Genomic DNA, 15,983 nt, shown 5'->3' on the forward strand with positions numbered 1-15,983 from the left:
GTTAAAAATCATGTCAAATTGTAAAAAATCCTTGTTTTATGGTACCTGAACCTTATATATATACCCACAGGTTTAACAATAAAAACAAGTAAGTGGTAGTTAGCATGGCAATTGAACATTTTTCATCCCTAAAAGAATACTTATCTCAACAAATTATAGGTCAACACGCCCTTGTTGAAAATTTACTTATTGCATTGCTTGCCAATGGTCACCTAATTGTAGAAGGTCCTCCCGGCTTAGCAAAAACTCGTGCCGTAAATGCATTAGCTGAAGGTATTGAAGCTGATTTTCACCGCGTGCAATTTACCCCCGATTTATTACCTGCTGATTTAACCGGCACCGATATTTATCGCCCTGAAGATGGCACTTTTGTTTTTCAGCCGGGTCCTCTTTTTAGAAATTTAGTACTCGCTGATGAAATCAACCGCGCGCCAGCAAAAGTACAATCCGCTTTATTAGAGGCGATGGCAGAGGGACAAATTACGGTTGGACGTAATACTTATCCTCTTCCTGACTTATTCTTAGTGATGGCAACACAGAATCCTATTGAACAAGAAGGTACTTATCCTCTTCCTGAAGCACAATTAGATCGCTTCTTAATGCACATTGAAATTGATTATCCTGATGCTGTAAGTGAATTAGCTATTTTAAAGCTCAACCGCGGTGAAGCACTTCAACATGGCAAAGAAAGTAAAAAACCGGTAAAAGAAATATCGCAAAGTGATATTTTTGCTGCTCGCGACCAAGTGATGGAAATTCATATGGCACCGGCTATTGAAAATTATATTGTTGATTTAATTATGGCGACGCGTACTCCAGAAAAATATGATGATCAATTAAAAAAATGGCTCGCTTATGGCGCAAGTCCCCGAGCAACTATTGCACTTGACCGATGTTCACGTGCTAGAGCTTGGTTACATAACCGTGATTTTGTTAGCCCTGAAGATGTACAAGCCGTATTCCATAATGTATTACGTCACCGCATTTTGCTGACTTACCAGGCTGAAGCTGAAGGTATTAACAGTAATCAACTTCTTGATCACTTACTAAGCTTAGTCGCTGTTGCTTAAATAGCATTAATCGCTTTAACAACATCAAATAATGAACGATCAATCTTGTAAGTAAATTTATGTGGCTTAATCAAAAAAAAGAACAAAACCAGCAAGACGTTGCAAATCTGCTTAGTAGTGTTTTAAGTAATGGTATTGAATTATCAATCGATGAATTAATTCAATACCAAAACAAAACTAAACTCATTGATCTCGCTGCGCGTAAAAGTCAGCATGGTCAAATGTCAGGTAATTACTTATCTCGTAGTAAAGGGCGAGGTATGGAATTTGACGAAGTACGTCATTATCAAAATGGTGATGATATACGTGCCATCGACTGGCGAGTAACAGCACGAACAGGTAAAACCCATACTAAAATTTTTCGTGAAGAAGTTGAACGTCCAGTACTCGTAGTAACCGACCTCAGTAATTCAATGTTGTTTGGTAGTCAGCTTTTATTTAAATCAGTACAAGCTGCACACTTAGCGGCATTAGTGACTTGGCATGCTAAAGGCCGAGGCGATAGAGTCGGCGGTATTGTTTTTAATCAACATAAACATAGTGAATTAAAACCGCGCAGTCGCAAACAAGGCGTGCTTCATTATTTATACAGTTTAGTAGAAACTCATCAACATACGTTATCTATCGAACAGCAAAAACACGAAGAACATTCGTCTATTGAACAACAGCATAATTCTGCTAATGCTGCTTTTGAAGAGAATTGTGCACGACTAAGACAACTTGCTCGCCCTGGAAGTTTGGTTTATTTAATCACCGATGGTAATTATATTAGCCAAGAAACTATCCGCCACTTATCCCATATTAGTCGTCATTGTGAACTAGTTGTCTGTTTGATAAGTGATCCGCTTGAGCACGACTTACCTAATAGTAAACATAAAATGAACGTTACGGTGACCGACGGAAACTCGCGACAGCAATTATTGATTGGTGATGAAAAGGCGACTATAAATTATCATCAACAAGCCAATGAACGAGTTCAATTGAAAAAAGATTTATTACTTAAAGCAGGCGCCCGAGTATTGCACTTCTCATCAGGTCAAACTTTAGAGCAACAATTAACTGACGGAGTCGCCTCATGGAAGCGTTAAAACAACCGTCTGAGCAATTAGCTCAATTAAAAGATATTCACTTACCAGAGCAGGTTCATAATTACCCATTCGCTTATGGCTGGTGGATCTTACTTGCGTCTATATTAATAGCGCTTATTTTCGTTACTGTAAAATGGCAAAGACGCCGAAAATTATCTCATGCTAAAAAATTAGCATTATCAAAACTTCAAAGCACCGATAATAATGACGAAATAATCACTTTATTAAAATGGGCTGCATTTCAGTATTTTCCACGAAATGAAATTGCCTCGTTACATGGCGAACGATTAAAAGATTTTTTCAAGAACACGTTAGCAATTAAGCATCAAGAAAAATTTCTAACCTTATCTGAACAGCAATTTAGTCATAAATATCAGCTCACTAAAAATTCAGAAAATGAAACGTTGAAGGAAGCCGCTCATCTTTGGCTCAGTCAAGCGCTTCCGCCGCAGTTACTAAAGCAAAATTCGGTAACAAAACATGAGAAACAGTCATGATTAATCTACTACTACCTTGGGTATTGTTAGCGCTGCCGATACCATTATTAATGTATCTATTACCAGCAAAGAATCAAAACCAAGCGGCAGCATTAAAAATGCCAATACTAATTCAAAATACTTCTAGTGAACGTTTTTCAGCTAAAACTAAAAAGTCTCCACCTATTTTGTTTTTACTGATTTGGAGCTTAATTGTTATATCTGCCAGTCAGCCGCAATGGCTCGGCGAAGCAGTAAATGTACCCACCGAAGGGCGCGAAATGATGATAGCTGTAGATCTGTCTGGCAGTATGCAAGTTGAAGACATGCAAATAAATGGCAGCACCGTTAACCGCCTAGATATGTTAAAAGTATTATTAGGTGAGTTTATTGAACGTCGCACCGGTGATCGTTTAGGTCTTATTCTCTTTGGTGATGATGCCTATATGCAAACACCAATGACCTTTGATAGAAAAACAGTACAGCAGATGCTTGATGAAGCCGTATTAGGTTTAGTCGGTAAACAAACTGCAATTGGAGATGCTATTGCTTTGGCAGTAAAACGCTTTGATACAAAGAAACAATCAAATCGTGTGTTATTACTGTTAACCGATGGTCAAAATACGGCGGGTAAAATAACCCCAGAACAAGCATTAGAACTCGCAGTAGCAAAAAACATTACCATTTATTCAGTGGGCATTGGCGCTGATGTAATGATTCAAGATTCAATTTTTGGTAAACGTCGCATTAACCCATCTAGCGAATTAGATGAAGAGTCGTTGCAACAATTGGCTAGCAAAACGGGTGGTTATTATTTTCGTGCCCGTGACAGTAAAGATATGAGTGAAATATATCAATTACTCGATGCGCTAGAACCGATAGAGCAAGACCAACAACAAATGCGTCCCCTTACGGCATTATTTTATTGGCCATTATCTGCAGCATTATTATTATCATTTCTTTATCTAATTTGGCTGAACCTACCCACTATCACATTAAAAGGAGCGAATAGTTAAAATGGCTGACTTTCACTTTATTCGTCCTTGGTGGTTATTAGCCATCATCGCCTTAATTTTTGCGTTAAAACTACTTAAAAAATACCGGTTGAGCCAATCCGGCTGGCAACAATTGCTTCCAAAACATTTAGCAAGCGTCTTGGTTGATAAGCAAGACAGTCAGCAGAAGTTGTCACTTACTTTACCTTTTATCATAGGTTTATTAGCAATTGTAGCTTTAGCCGGACCTACGTGGAAAAAACTGCCACAACCCGTTTATCAAATAGCACGTGGCTCGGTGTTGATCATGGACATGTCGTATTCTATGTATGCTACTGATATTGCACCCAATCGATTAACAAGATCGCGTTACAAAGCGATTGATTTACTAGAACAATTAAATGAAGGTGAAATAGGCTTAATCGCCTATGCTGGTGATGCTTTTACGATTAGCCCTCTGACAGCCGACATTAATAATATTAAATTGTTATTGCCATCTTTGTCCCCTGAATTAATGCCAGAACTTGGTAGTAACCCTTTAGCTGCGCTAACGCTCGCTCACGATATGCTGGTTAATGCTGGTCATAGCAAAGGTGATATATATTGGTTTACTGATGGTATCGATAATTATGACATTCAAGACATCACCGATTGGAGTAGAAGCAATAATCATCGATTGAATATTTTAGGCATAGGCACAACAACTGGAGCGCCAATAAAGCTTAATAATGGTGAACTGATGAAAGATACGAGTGGTTCTATTATCGTCCCTAAATTATCAATATCAGCCTTAAAAGGCGCAGCAAAAAGAGGCAGTGGTTATTATGCAACACTCGCTAACAATAATAGTGATATTGAAGCGTTACTTCGACAACCCAGTGATATTGAAGATCAACAACAAAAAGAATCTTCAAATACGGGTGATCAATGGCAAGAAGCGGGTCCCTATCTATTATTTTTAGTCTTAGCCTTGTTGTTGCCCTACTTTCGCCGAGGCCGTTTATTAGCGATATTGCCATTAATATTATTAATGTCACCCGTTGATAAAAGCTACGCGCAAAGCACAACATTACCAAGCACTACAAAACCCAATGCAGTGCTAACAAAAGAATCAGTCCCAGACAAACAGGTGACTGATGATTTTTGGAAAAATTTATGGCAAACCAAAGACCAACAAGGACAACAACAATTCAACAGTGAAGCTTTTGAGCAGGCAGCCACTAGTTTTGAAGATTCATCTTGGCAGGGGAGCTCTTATTATCGCTCAGGAAATTACGAGCAAGCATTAAAAGCATTTCAACGCCAAGACACTGCCGAAGCTCTTTATAACCAAGGTAATTCTCTAGCGCAATTAAAACGTATTGATGAAGCAATTAAAGCGTATGAACAAGCGTTACTAAAAGAGCCACAGCATCAAGATGCAAAATCCAATAAGGCTTACCTTGAAGAGTTAAAAAAACAACAAGAGCAGCAACAAGAAAACCAAGAACAGAACAACGAAGAAAACAACGACAAAAATCAAGAGCAGCAAAACCAGCAAGAACAAAACGAGCAAGAAAATCAGGAGAAAGATCAAGAGCAGAAAAACAGTGAAGATCCAGCTCAGCCAAATGAATCTGAGCAACAAGATGATCAAAAAGAAGCGACTGACAAAGAGCAGACCGAACAAGAAAAGTCTCAACAAGAACAAAAAGATAAAGCCGAGCAAGAAAAACAAGCTAAAGAAGAGGAAGGTAAAGAAGACGACCCAAGCCAACCCGAGCAAACACCTGCTCAGCTTCGTGCCGCCGAACAATTAGCAGAAGAGACCGAACAAAAACACCAACAATTACTCAACAAAGTAACTGATGATCCTTATATGTTACTGAGAAACAAAATGCAGCTCGAATATCAAAAGCGCCGTAATAGTCGAAGTAGTCGCGCAAAAGGAAAAAAACAATGGTAAAAATAATGACCCAAACAATAATAGCCCTACTAACTATTTTGCTCAGTAATACGCTTTTTACCTCTAATGCGTTTGCGGCAACTCAAATTAGTGCAACTATTGATAAGAATCCTATCGTGGTTAATGAGTCTTTTATTTTAAAAATCACCATAGATGACGATGTCGACACCAACGCTTTAAATACCTCCGCGTTATTAAAAGACTTTGTCGTTGGTAGAACATCGGTGAGTTCTCAAACCAGTATGGTTAATTTTAAAACGACACAAACAACAACCTGGACTACTTTACTAATAGGCAAATCAGCAGGCGATTTTATTATTCCTCCTTTCACCATTGCGGGCATAAACTCTCAAGCCATAAAAGTACAAATATTAGCTGAAAATGATCCGCTTGCTGACAAACAACAAGACATTTTTATTACCACTGAAATATCGACCAAAGAAGTCTATGTTCAACAACAATTAACCTTAACAGTAAAGCTGCACTTTGCTGCAGAATTGAAGCGTGGCAGCTTAAGCGAACCAACGTTAGAAAGCGCCAGCATTACTCAAATTGGAAAAGATAAAGAAGAAGATACTATTATTAATGGCCGTCGCTATCGAGTTATTGAAAGAACCTATGCAATAAGTCCTAAAAATAGCGGTGAATTTACGTTAAAGTCACCGCTGTTCTCTGGCGAAATCTTAGTGCCTTCAACGCGAAGAAATAACATGTTTAGCTTTTCAGAAACTAAACCTGTTAGTGTCATTGGCGATGAAATTCAACTGGTAGTTCGTCCTATCCCTGAAACATTTCAAGGCACGTGGTTACCGAGTAATTTACTGGCTATTCATCAAGACTGGCAACCTGATTTAACAACGTTCAAAGTAGGCGAGCCGATTACGCGCATCATTACCTTAACTGCAGCAGGTTTATCCGAAGAACAATTACCACTTTTAGAGATGACGGTGCCCAAAGGCCTGAAAGTCTATCCAGACCAAGCTCAATTACATACCGGCATGAGCAGTGGCCATTTGGTTAGCCAAAAAGTTAGAAATTTTGCCATTGTTGCCAGTAAGCCTGGCGAATATCAACTACCAGAGATAAGTATTCCGTGGTGGAACACCGTCACTAACCGTTATCAAATCGCTACAATTGCTGCTCAAAAAATTACAGTTTTACCTAATAGCGAGCTTAACACCGCTCCAGCTGTCATGAAAAACCAGCAAAACAAAGCACTTATTCCAACAGAAAAAATTGTTATTACTCAGGCATCCTGGCTGCAATGGCTATTTTTAACCTTATGGCTACTTACTGCTTTAGCATGGTTTATCAGTGCAAAACGCTCTAGACCATTGGCAGTAAAAACAACGAAGATTGATAATATAAATAATAATCCCTACTTATTTTTATTAGCCGCCTGTAAAAAAAATCAGGGCTTAGAAGTGCTCTCTTTAATATCGCCATGGATAAATACCTTACAAGCAAAAGCAGGTAACAAAATAACAGCAACACTTGATGATGCGTTAATCGAGATTAATGATAAGAAATTTCAGGACGAAATTGAGTTGTTACAGCAATGTTATTATGGGAAAGAGCAAAAAACTTGGCAAGGAAAGGCCTTAACAAGCTTAATTCAAGCGATTAATAAGCAAGGATTAAAAGTAAATGAAGCTAAAATTGTAACTCTGAACCCAAGATAAAAATGAAATATATTGTTAAAAGCGAAATAAAATAATGTCAGCTCAGGTCTCTTACAACATGGCAACAAAACAAGTTAGATATGAAGCACTAGTTAAAGCTTTGCATGGCGATTTATTCCGTTATGCTTATTGGCTATGTCACGACAAACATGTGGCTGAAGACTTAGTGCAAGAGACATTTTTACGGGCATGGCGAGCTTTAGATTCATTAAAAGATGAAAAAGCAGCTAAGTCATGGTTGATCACAATTTTACGACGAGAGAATGCTCGTCGTTTCGAACGTAAACGATTTGATATGAGTGAATATGAAGAAGCCACTATTACCGATACTAAATCAACAAGTAGCGAGCAAGAAATTGAAAACTATTGGCTGCGTGAAAAAATAGCACAAATGCCAGAAGAATACCGAGAGCCATTAGTTTTACAAATTATTGGTGGTTTTTCAGGTGAAGAAATAGCTAAACAGCTCGATTTAAATAAGAATACCGTGATGACAAGGTTGTTTAGAGCGCGTAATCAATTAAAAGAAGCTTTAGATAATACTCCCAAAGTTAGAGGTCAATACAATGGATGATTTGCAATTTAGACGTCGTATTTATGCAGATCCAAATACACGTGATGAAGATATGCTTGCTGCAATTCACAGTGACCCTGCCAAGCAAAATTTTACACAAGAACTTGAAAGTTTAGACAGTAAACTCTTTCAAGCGTTAAATATTGAAGTACCTACAGGCTTAAGCGATAAACTTATTTTACGTCAAACAATGGCCAGTCATCAGCAGCAAAAACGTAAAAGTCGTGTGCGTTTAGCTTTAGCTGCGTCTGTTGCCTTTGTTATGGGTTTAACGATTAATTTTATGCAGTTTTCTAATGCATATAACAACCTAGGGGATTATGCGATAGCTCATATTGCCCATGAAGAAGGACATTTCTCTAACACTTCAACTGCAAATGTGAGCTTAGCCTCTCTTAACGATAAAATGGCGACGTTTAATGGCAGTTTTACAGATAGCATAGGCAAATTAATGTTTGCTAATTATTGCCGGTTTGATGGCATGAAAAGCCTGCACTTAGTTTTTCAAGGTGCAACAAGCATGGTCACTGTTTTTATTGTTCCCAATAATGAAGAGCTTGAATTTACCGCTGATTTTTCAACAGATAAATTAATAGGAAAATCCCAACACTTTAAAAACAGTAATATTATTGTAGTTGCTGACAAAAGTGAATCGCTTACGCAGTGGCAAACAGCCATCGATAGAAATATTAGCTGGTCTATTTAAGTCATAAAAATAATATTTTACTGTTAACGTCGTCGCACATGAAACCATGGCGACGACGTTCTTAATCCCCTCTTATTAAAACTCCATTGCTCTTGCACTGAAACCATCATATTAATACTCAAATCCCCAGACTCAACGCGTTTCAGTATCTAGTACTGACCTCCCAAACAACAGAAGCCAAAGTCGTCATGCTGAACTCGTTTCAGTATCTAGTACTTACCTCAATTCAAGCAACAGATACCAAAATCGTCATGCTAAACGCGTTTCAGTATCTAGTACTCACCTCCAAACAACAGAAGCTAAAGTCGTCATACTGAACTCGTTTCAGTATCTAGTACTTACCTCAATTCAAGCAACAGATACCAAGATCGTCATGCTGAACTCGTTTCAGTATCTAGTACTGACCTCAATAAAATAGAGATTAAAATAACATATACATTCATTGCCATCCTTGGCACCACGCTATTGCCTCCAGGGATGGAGGTACTTATGATTTGTCAGGAACAAAAATCATGACCGTTCATCCTGAACATATACGTTGCTTGCCATCCTTGGCACCACACTATTGCCTCCAGGGATGGAGGTACTTATGATTTGTCAGGAACAAAAATCATGACCGTTCATCCTGAACATATACGTTCCTTGCCATCCTTGGCACCACACTATTGCCTCCAGGGATGGAGGTACTTATGATTTGTCAGGAACAAAAATCATGACCGTTCATCCTGAACATAAAAAGCCCGTTATTGAACATCAATAACGGGCTTTATTTGAGCGAGTTTACAATACCATTAATCGATATTGTGCTGCTCTATCATCTCATCAAACATCTTTTCAACAGATTCATCAGGTGCCGCGGTCAAGTTACTCACCACAACAATCGCTATTGTTGAAAGTATAAAACCAGGAACAATTTCATACATCACTGAACTCAATAGTTCACCACCGACAGTTATCGGAGCATAAATCCAAATAAGAACGGTTATAGCGCCCGTTAACATACCTGCTAAAGCGCCTTGTTTGTTCATTTTTTTCCAGTAGAGACTTAAGATAACTAGTGGTCCAAATGCGGCGCCAAATCCTGCCCAAGCGTTACTAACCAAACTTAAAATAGAGCTATTTCGGTCATAAGCTAAAGATATCGCAACAATAGCAACTAGAAGTACAGATAAACGGCCAACAAAAACAAGCTGTTTATCAGTAGCATCTTTATTTAGAAACGCTTGATAAAAGTCACCGGTTAATGAGCTTGATGTCACTAATAATTGAGAAGAAATGGTGCTCATTATTGCAGCTAAAATAGCGGCTAATAAAAAGCCAGAAATGAGAGGGTGAAATAAAACCTGAGAAAATAAAACAAAAATAGTTTCTGGATCGGTTAATTCTGTGCCCGTTTTCGCCACATAAGCAATACCAGCAAAACCAGTTGCCATAGCACCACAAATAGAAACGATCATCCAAGTCATACCAATACGACGAGCAGCAGGTAAATCTTTAACTGACCGGATTGCCATAAAGCGCACAATGATATGTGGCTGGCCAAAATAACCTAAGCCCCAAGCCATCGCTGAAATAATCGCCAGCGCACTAACACCATTGAACATATTAAACTTTTCAGCATCAATAGAATGAATAACATCATTCATTGCTTGTACGCCACCAATATCGCTTATAACCACAAAAGGTACCAGCACAAGTGCTACGAACATAATACACCCTTGCACAAAATCGGTTAAGCTTACGGCTAAAAAACCACCAAACATAGTATAAAGTACAACAACACCTGCGGTAACGTAGAGCCCAACTTCATAATCTAATCCGAAAGAGCTTTCAAACAATTTACCACCAGCAACGATACCTGATGAAGTATAAAGCGTGAAAAAGACAATAATAACAATTGATGAAACTACGCGTAGCAAATGGCGCTTATCATTAAAACGGTTTTCAAAGAAATCAGGTAACGTTATCGAATCATTTGCTACTTCGGTATAAGTTCTCAAACGAGGCGCAACAATTAAATAATTAAAATAAGCACCGATCACTAAACCTACGGCGATCCAAATACTGCTTAAACCTGTCACATACATAGCACCTGGTATGCCCATTAGCATCCAACCACTCATGTCAGAAGCCCCAGCGGAAAGAGCCGTCACTGAAGGACTTAGATTACGCCCTCCTAGCATATAACCTGCTGCGTCACTGGTCGATTTTTTAAAGGCATATAAACCTATACCGATCATAACAATAAAATATAAACCTAAAGAAAATAATGTACCAAATGCCAAATTAACCTCCGAAAGTATTATTATATTTTTACTAAGTAAAAAAAATGTTAAAAACTTCTGTTACTAAGCAAAAAATAGATTAAGCTAGTATGACTAGATATTTTGCTATTACTATACTTTTATTGTTTTCAACTATATTAAAGGTATTATCCATGTAATATTCTTATGCCAGCAACTAATATATAAAAATAGTTGATGCTAATTTATCCTTTTTCCAATATATTCAATATAGTTACGAAAATATCAGGAATTTTTATGTATTTTTATGCCGCCAGGCAACCCATTCTAGATAAAGACAAAAACCTTTTTGCCTATGAATTGCTATTTAGAGACAGCATTGACAACGTTTTTCCTGATATCGATGGCGATGAAGCCACCACAAAAATGATTGAAGCAAGTAAATTTAACTTAGGTATAGGAGAATTTACTGGTAATAAGCCCGCCTTTATTAATTTTACCCTTGAAACATTAAGTCTTGGTTACGCAAATATGCTGACCACTGATGAAGTCGTCGTTGAAATTCTTGAAACGGTTAAGCCGGGTAAAAAGCTATTAGCTATTTGCAAAGATCTTTATGAACAAGGTTATACACTAGCGCTAGATGATTATGAACATCAAAAAGTGTGGATACATTTTTTCCCTTATATCAAAATAATAAAAATAGATTGGAAAATATCCACTATTGAAGAAATTAAAGAAGTTAAACAAGCGATTACTAATTTCCCTGATATTAAATTGCTTGCAGAAAAAGTTGAAACTTACGACGAGTATAATCAAGCACTAGAATTAGGCTTTGAACTATTCCAAGGCTTTTTCTTTGCTAAGCCTGAGATGATAAAAACTAAAAGTCTCTCTCCATCACAGATTGCCATGGCTGAGTTACTTTATGAAACATCAAAACCCGAATTAGATTTAATCAGTATTACTTCAGTCTTTGAACGCGATGTAACGCTTTCTTATAAACTCTTACGATATGTTAACTCGGCGATATTTCGCAGACGCAATGAAATATCAACGATAAAACAAGCACTTGTAACACTAGGGTCACAAGAATTAAAGCGCTTTTTAGGATTGATGTTTGCTATAAATGTTAACCCTGATAAACCTTCAGAGTTAATTAATTCAGCGATGGCTCGTGCTAAATTTTGTGAACTTGTCTCAAAGGATATAAATGCTCCAATAGATTCATCTATTGCTTTCTTAACGGGCTTATTATCATTAATTGATGCCATTTTAGATGAAAAACTTGAAACTGTTTTAGAAAAGTTACCACTTGCGCAAGAGATAAAGATTTCTTTACTCACTAAGAAAGGCGTATTGGCTGAATTAATCCAGTTATTAGAGTACATTGAACATGCACAATGGGATGAAACCACTATTGTTATGAAGAAGTTAGGTATAGAAAAGGAAAAAGTCATTAGAGATTACAACCAAGCACTTTCTTGGGCTGACGAGCAGTCACAGATGACAAATGGCAGTTAATTAAGTCAATGGTTCGATTGACAAAAAACAAGTAACTGAATTATTTACTTGTTTTTATTGTCAATGATTAGAGAGTAACGCGCCCATGTTATAATAGGCGATACAGAATTTTATCTATATTTAGTTAAAATTACATAAGTTCTTTAGTGTTTTTAGATGAAACAGTAGTGGTTAATAAATTAAAGTCTTTTAACACTATTATTTCGTTAGTTAACCTGTCTTCAAGTGCATCGATGTCGACAACAGATTGACAAAGTACTTCACTATTTTTTTTAATTTGTTCGCCACGAGATTCCATTTCGTTTTCCATTTTTTCACCGAAATCCTCCATACGAGATTCAAAAGCGTTCATATCGCCACCAGAGAAAAGCATCTGTTGCCCTACCGCTATCATTAAACTACCAATCGAATTTTGCACCGTCTTTTCTATTGCACTTTCAATACGTTGCTCAAAATCTTCGTTGAAAAAGTTTTCTCCTGAAAAACCATCCTCGTCAAAATAAATGTCATTATCACTGGTTAAGCCCAGATCAACTTCTTTACGTATCTCTGAAAGTTGACTAGTAATTTCAGCACTCAGCGTATTATCTTGACCGAGTAACTCATTAAACGCTAAATTAATGCCGTCATTCGCAAGATCAATAGCATCTAATGCAACACTTTTTACTTGTGGAACTGCAGCCCTAATGCCAGACGAATAATCATGAACCAAGGATTGCTGATTATCTGTTAAGTCAACTTGAACACCATTGACATATAATCGTTCATTATCAACAATTTTATAGAGTGGCAGTTTACTTTTAGAGAATTCAATAGCGGTTGGCGTAATTTTAATACCACCAGATATTGTTGCATTGCATGAGTCATTTGTAAAAGATGCGGTGGAAGCGAACGTACTGCTGCTTGCCAATATAAGTGCTGTTGCGATGAGTGTTTTCATATTATGCCCTTCGATTGTTATCGATTAAATAATGCCTAACTTAATATAGACATTACAAAACTAGTGCCAACTAGTAAAACCAATAAAATTCAATAAGATACAAAATAAACATAAAATAAAATGAAAATTAAATACCATTTATTAGTGAAATAAACACATTTGTGGCTAATATGCTAATTGTTGCATTTCAATGAGACGGGATTGGCAGCGAGCAAACTCAAAACTTAATTGCTGTCCTTGGTAAAGCTCAATAATATCAACTTCAGCATTAATAATAAGTCGTATATTTCTATCATAAAATTCATCAACAACAGCAATAAAGCGCCGAGCTTCATCATCTAAGTGGCGAAGTTGGCTTAACAATTTACCGTCGCGTTGATAGTCATCTTCTACGCCTGATATCACAGACGTTATGCGCTCTCCATCAAATTGAGGAACTTGGTCAAGCAATACTAATTTAAAATGATCAGCTAGGCTAATGTAGTCTCGCTGACTTCTAGGACCAGAACATAGTGCATAAAAATCAAAAAGTATAATAGTATCTGTTTTCGCTTGAAAAGGGATTTTACGGTGGTTAACGGTTATATTACCTGAAGTGCCTACAATACCCGTAATATCTAAAAACCTTTGTCTAAGCGTTTTGTTATTTAATGGGTAAGTATAATCACGATATGCGATTGCGGTTTCATCATAACGGTCTAAGCGATGATCTACAGCACCATCAACCGATAATACTTGGCAATAATCGTTAATTAAATCTATGGTAGGCATAAATCTTTCGCGCTGTAACCCATTACGATAAAGTTCTTCGGGTCGACAGTTAGAGGTAGCGATTAAAATAATATCTTGTTGAAAGAACGCCTGAAATAAGCCAGAAAGCAACATAGCGTCACCAATATCTGAAACATAAAACTCATCAAAACACAGTACTTTGATCTTTTTAGCCCATTGCTTAGCAATAAACGTTAATGGATCACTTTGTCCTGTACATAAATTTAATTGTTGATGTACTTCTTCAATAAAGCGATGAAAGTGAATACGTTTTTTAGCAGTAACGGCTAAATTTTGAAAGAAGAGATCCATAAGCATGGTTTTACCACGACCGACTCTCCCATAAAGATAAATCCCACGAATAGCAGACGATTTTTTCAGTCGTTTAGCAAGCCAAGATTTATGCTCATGTTGATAGATTTGTTCAGAAAGATCATCAAGTTTGGCAACGGCATTAACTTGTGCATAATCGTATTTAAAATTATTCGAAGTAGATAGAGCTTGGTAAGCTGAAAGCATATCTTAAGTTTTAAACGTTGAAACTAAATTTTTCCCACAAAAAAAGGGTGAGACATAAGTCTTACCCTTTTTAGCAATTTATTTGTATGAGGTAACCTAAGTTAGCTCAAGATACAAAATTAAAGAGCTTGAATGTTCTCAGCTTGAGGACCTTTCTGACCTTGAGTTACAGTAAACTGTACTTTTTGGCCTTCAGCTAGAGTTTTGAAACCGTCGCCAGAGATTGCAGAAAAATGTGCGAAAACGTCAGGACCAGATTCTTGCTCGATGAAACCAAAACCTTTAGACTCGTTGAACCATTTTACTGTACCAGTAGTTGTAGACATAATAGTATCCTATTTGTTTAATATAATTAATCTTAATTTTGTTTTAGCCATTAAATAAATTTAATTCACTAAAACGATGATGCTGAGAGTGTTGCTATGACTTATTAAACAGGACGAGCTACTAACATAACTTCGAAACTTGGTACATAAATATAGGTAGTACTTTCTAGCTGCGTGCATTGTATATCGTTGACAGAAAGAGTCAAGTTTTTTATCGACTTTATTAATTCTTTTGTTTGTTTTATGAACAAATCGTTAGATTAACACTATCAACAAGCCATTTTACTGTTTCACTTTTACCGTGTTATTTGTATCTCTACTTTTTCGGATAAGTTCATCGTCACCAATAGCTATTGCAGACTTTGCTAAGCGGTCATAAAGTAAAACATTTACTGTTGCTGCCAAATTCATACAACCATTCGTTGGAATATATACCACAGCATCAGCTTTATCGATAACAGCCTGACTAATAGTGCCATCTTCAGGGCCAAACACATACATAGCATTTTTAGGGTGAATGAAGGCCGGCAATGGCACCGCTCCTTCAATTAAATCAACACATATTAGCTTGCTCCCTTCGGGTAAACTTTCCACCAAAGATTCAACACCAATTAAAGGTATTTTTTTACTGGCACTTTGTGTGTCGGTATGAAATTTCGCGGCTCTTGCATACCTAACACCACTGTAGAGTACGCTATCAACTTGATAACATCCTGCTGCGCGCATTACAGCACCGACATTACTTGGGCTTTTAGGATCGGTTAAACCTAAGGTTATCTCAGCTGATTCAGCGTTTTTATGTTTTAACGGTACTTTTATCTTTTTAGTCATTAATATAATCGTTTTGGTTAGTTACTTTACAAATACAGGTAAATTCTACAGGAATTCTCCTTAGCTTTAATAAAAAATTCAAGTAAATAGTAATTTTTTATTTGTTCTCAAGTTAACGTTTGATTTTATCTAGTCTACCTTAGCGACCGATAGTTTAAGCTCGAAACCTATAGTGATATGAACACTAAATAAGTTTCACACTAGCAAGTGGAGTGACCAACGAAGTTTACTTTTTAAAAATTATACAAAGCTATTATTAATGCATTATTCATGAGCTCTTTCCTTGTTAAACA

The 15,983-nt window shown here is 37.0% G+C and carries 14 protein-coding genes; 9 read left to right on the plus strand and 5 right to left on the minus strand.

The genetic code is table 11. The annotated features are described in order from the left end of the window. The first annotated feature begins 104 nt into the window (after window positions 1-104). From H4J56_RS14390 to H4J56_RS14425, 8 genes are read left to right on the plus strand one after another with little or no spacing between them, the layout of a single operon-like run. Window positions 105-1,070: a MoxR family ATPase gene (locus H4J56_RS14390; protein WP_070376075.1), complete on the plus strand. Its 966-nt coding sequence runs from the start codon at window positions 105-107 to the stop codon at window positions 1,068-1,070. Window positions 1,071-1,129: 59 nt separating this feature from the next. Then, entirely contained in the window at window positions 1,130-2,158 is a 1,029-nt protein-coding gene (locus H4J56_RS14395) for a DUF58 domain-containing protein (RefSeq protein ID WP_182230448.1), read from the plus strand. Continuing rightward, the gene (locus H4J56_RS14400; RefSeq protein WP_182222075.1) at window positions 2,146-2,655 is read left to right on the plus strand and encodes a DUF4381 domain-containing protein; all 510 of its coding nucleotides are present in this window, start codon (window positions 2,146-2,148) and stop codon (window positions 2,653-2,655) included. Before H4J56_RS14395 ends, H4J56_RS14400 begins: the two co-directional genes overlap by 13 nt. Beyond that, window positions 2,652-3,650 (plus strand): VWA domain-containing protein, encoded by a 999-nt coding sequence (locus H4J56_RS14405; RefSeq protein ID WP_182230447.1) that lies wholly within the window; start codon window positions 2,652-2,654, stop codon window positions 3,648-3,650. The genes H4J56_RS14400 and H4J56_RS14405 overlap by 4 nt, the downstream gene beginning before the upstream one ends. 1 nt (window position 3,651) lies before the next feature. After that, entirely contained in the window at window positions 3,652-5,574 is a 1,923-nt protein-coding gene (locus tag H4J56_RS14410; RefSeq protein ID WP_182259518.1) for a VWA domain-containing protein, read from the plus strand. 5 nt (window positions 5,575-5,579) lie between these two features. Further along, a complete protein-coding gene (locus tag H4J56_RS14415) occupies window positions 5,580-7,256 on the plus strand; it encodes a BatD family protein (protein WP_182259519.1) in 1,677 nt (558 codons plus the stop codon). 58 nt (window positions 7,257-7,314) lie between these two features. Next, on the plus strand, window positions 7,315-7,830 hold the full coding sequence (locus H4J56_RS14420; protein WP_070377194.1) for a sigma-70 family RNA polymerase sigma factor: 516 nt from the start codon (window positions 7,315-7,317) through the stop codon (window positions 7,828-7,830). Continuing rightward, window positions 7,823-8,536 carry a DUF3379 family protein gene (locus H4J56_RS14425; RefSeq protein WP_182230444.1) on the plus strand — a complete coding sequence of 238 codons (714 nt, stop codon included), beginning with the start codon at window positions 7,823-7,825 and terminating at the stop codon, window positions 8,534-8,536. The genes H4J56_RS14420 and H4J56_RS14425 overlap by 8 nt, the downstream gene beginning before the upstream one ends. Window positions 8,537-9,327: 791 nt before the next feature. On the opposite strand, the gene putP is transcribed toward H4J56_RS14425, so the two are convergent. Beyond that, complete coding sequence (putP, locus tag H4J56_RS14430; RefSeq protein ID WP_182230443.1) at window positions 9,328-10,821, minus strand: sodium/proline symporter PutP; 1,494 nt, start codon at window positions 10,819-10,821, stop codon at window positions 9,328-9,330. Between the two features lie 255 nt (window positions 10,822-11,076). On the opposite strand from putP, the gene H4J56_RS14435 reads away from it, so the two are divergent. Further along, a complete protein-coding gene (locus H4J56_RS14435; protein WP_182230442.1) occupies window positions 11,077-12,303 on the plus strand; it encodes an EAL and HDOD domain-containing protein in 1,227 nt (408 codons plus the stop codon). Between the two features lie 130 nt (window positions 12,304-12,433). On the opposite strand, the gene H4J56_RS14440 is transcribed toward H4J56_RS14435, so the two are convergent. The 4 genes from H4J56_RS14440 to H4J56_RS14455 form a co-directional block, all read right to left on the minus strand. Further along, window positions 12,434-13,243 (minus strand): DUF2884 family protein, encoded by an 810-nt coding sequence (locus H4J56_RS14440; RefSeq protein WP_182215068.1) that lies wholly within the window; start codon window positions 13,241-13,243, stop codon window positions 12,434-12,436. A gap of 165 nt (window positions 13,244-13,408) precedes the next feature. Continuing rightward, window positions 13,409-14,533 carry a cell division protein ZapE gene (zapE, locus tag H4J56_RS14445; protein WP_182215070.1) on the minus strand — a complete coding sequence of 375 codons (1,125 nt, stop codon included), beginning with the start codon at window positions 14,531-14,533 and terminating at the stop codon, window positions 13,409-13,411. 119 nt (window positions 14,534-14,652) lie between these two features. Further along, the gene (locus H4J56_RS14450) at window positions 14,653-14,859 is read right to left on the minus strand and encodes a cold-shock protein (protein WP_070376065.1); all 207 of its coding nucleotides are present in this window, start codon (window positions 14,857-14,859) and stop codon (window positions 14,653-14,655) included. 282 nt (window positions 14,860-15,141) lie between these two features. After that, a complete protein-coding gene (locus H4J56_RS14455; protein ID WP_182215072.1) occupies window positions 15,142-15,690 on the minus strand; it encodes an RNA methyltransferase in 549 nt (182 codons plus the stop codon). Window positions 15,691-15,983 lie beyond the last annotated feature (293 nt).

The organism is Colwellia sp. BRX8-4, assembly GCF_014077345.1.
GTDB lineage: Bacteria > Pseudomonadota > Gammaproteobacteria > Enterobacterales > Alteromonadaceae > Colwellia_A.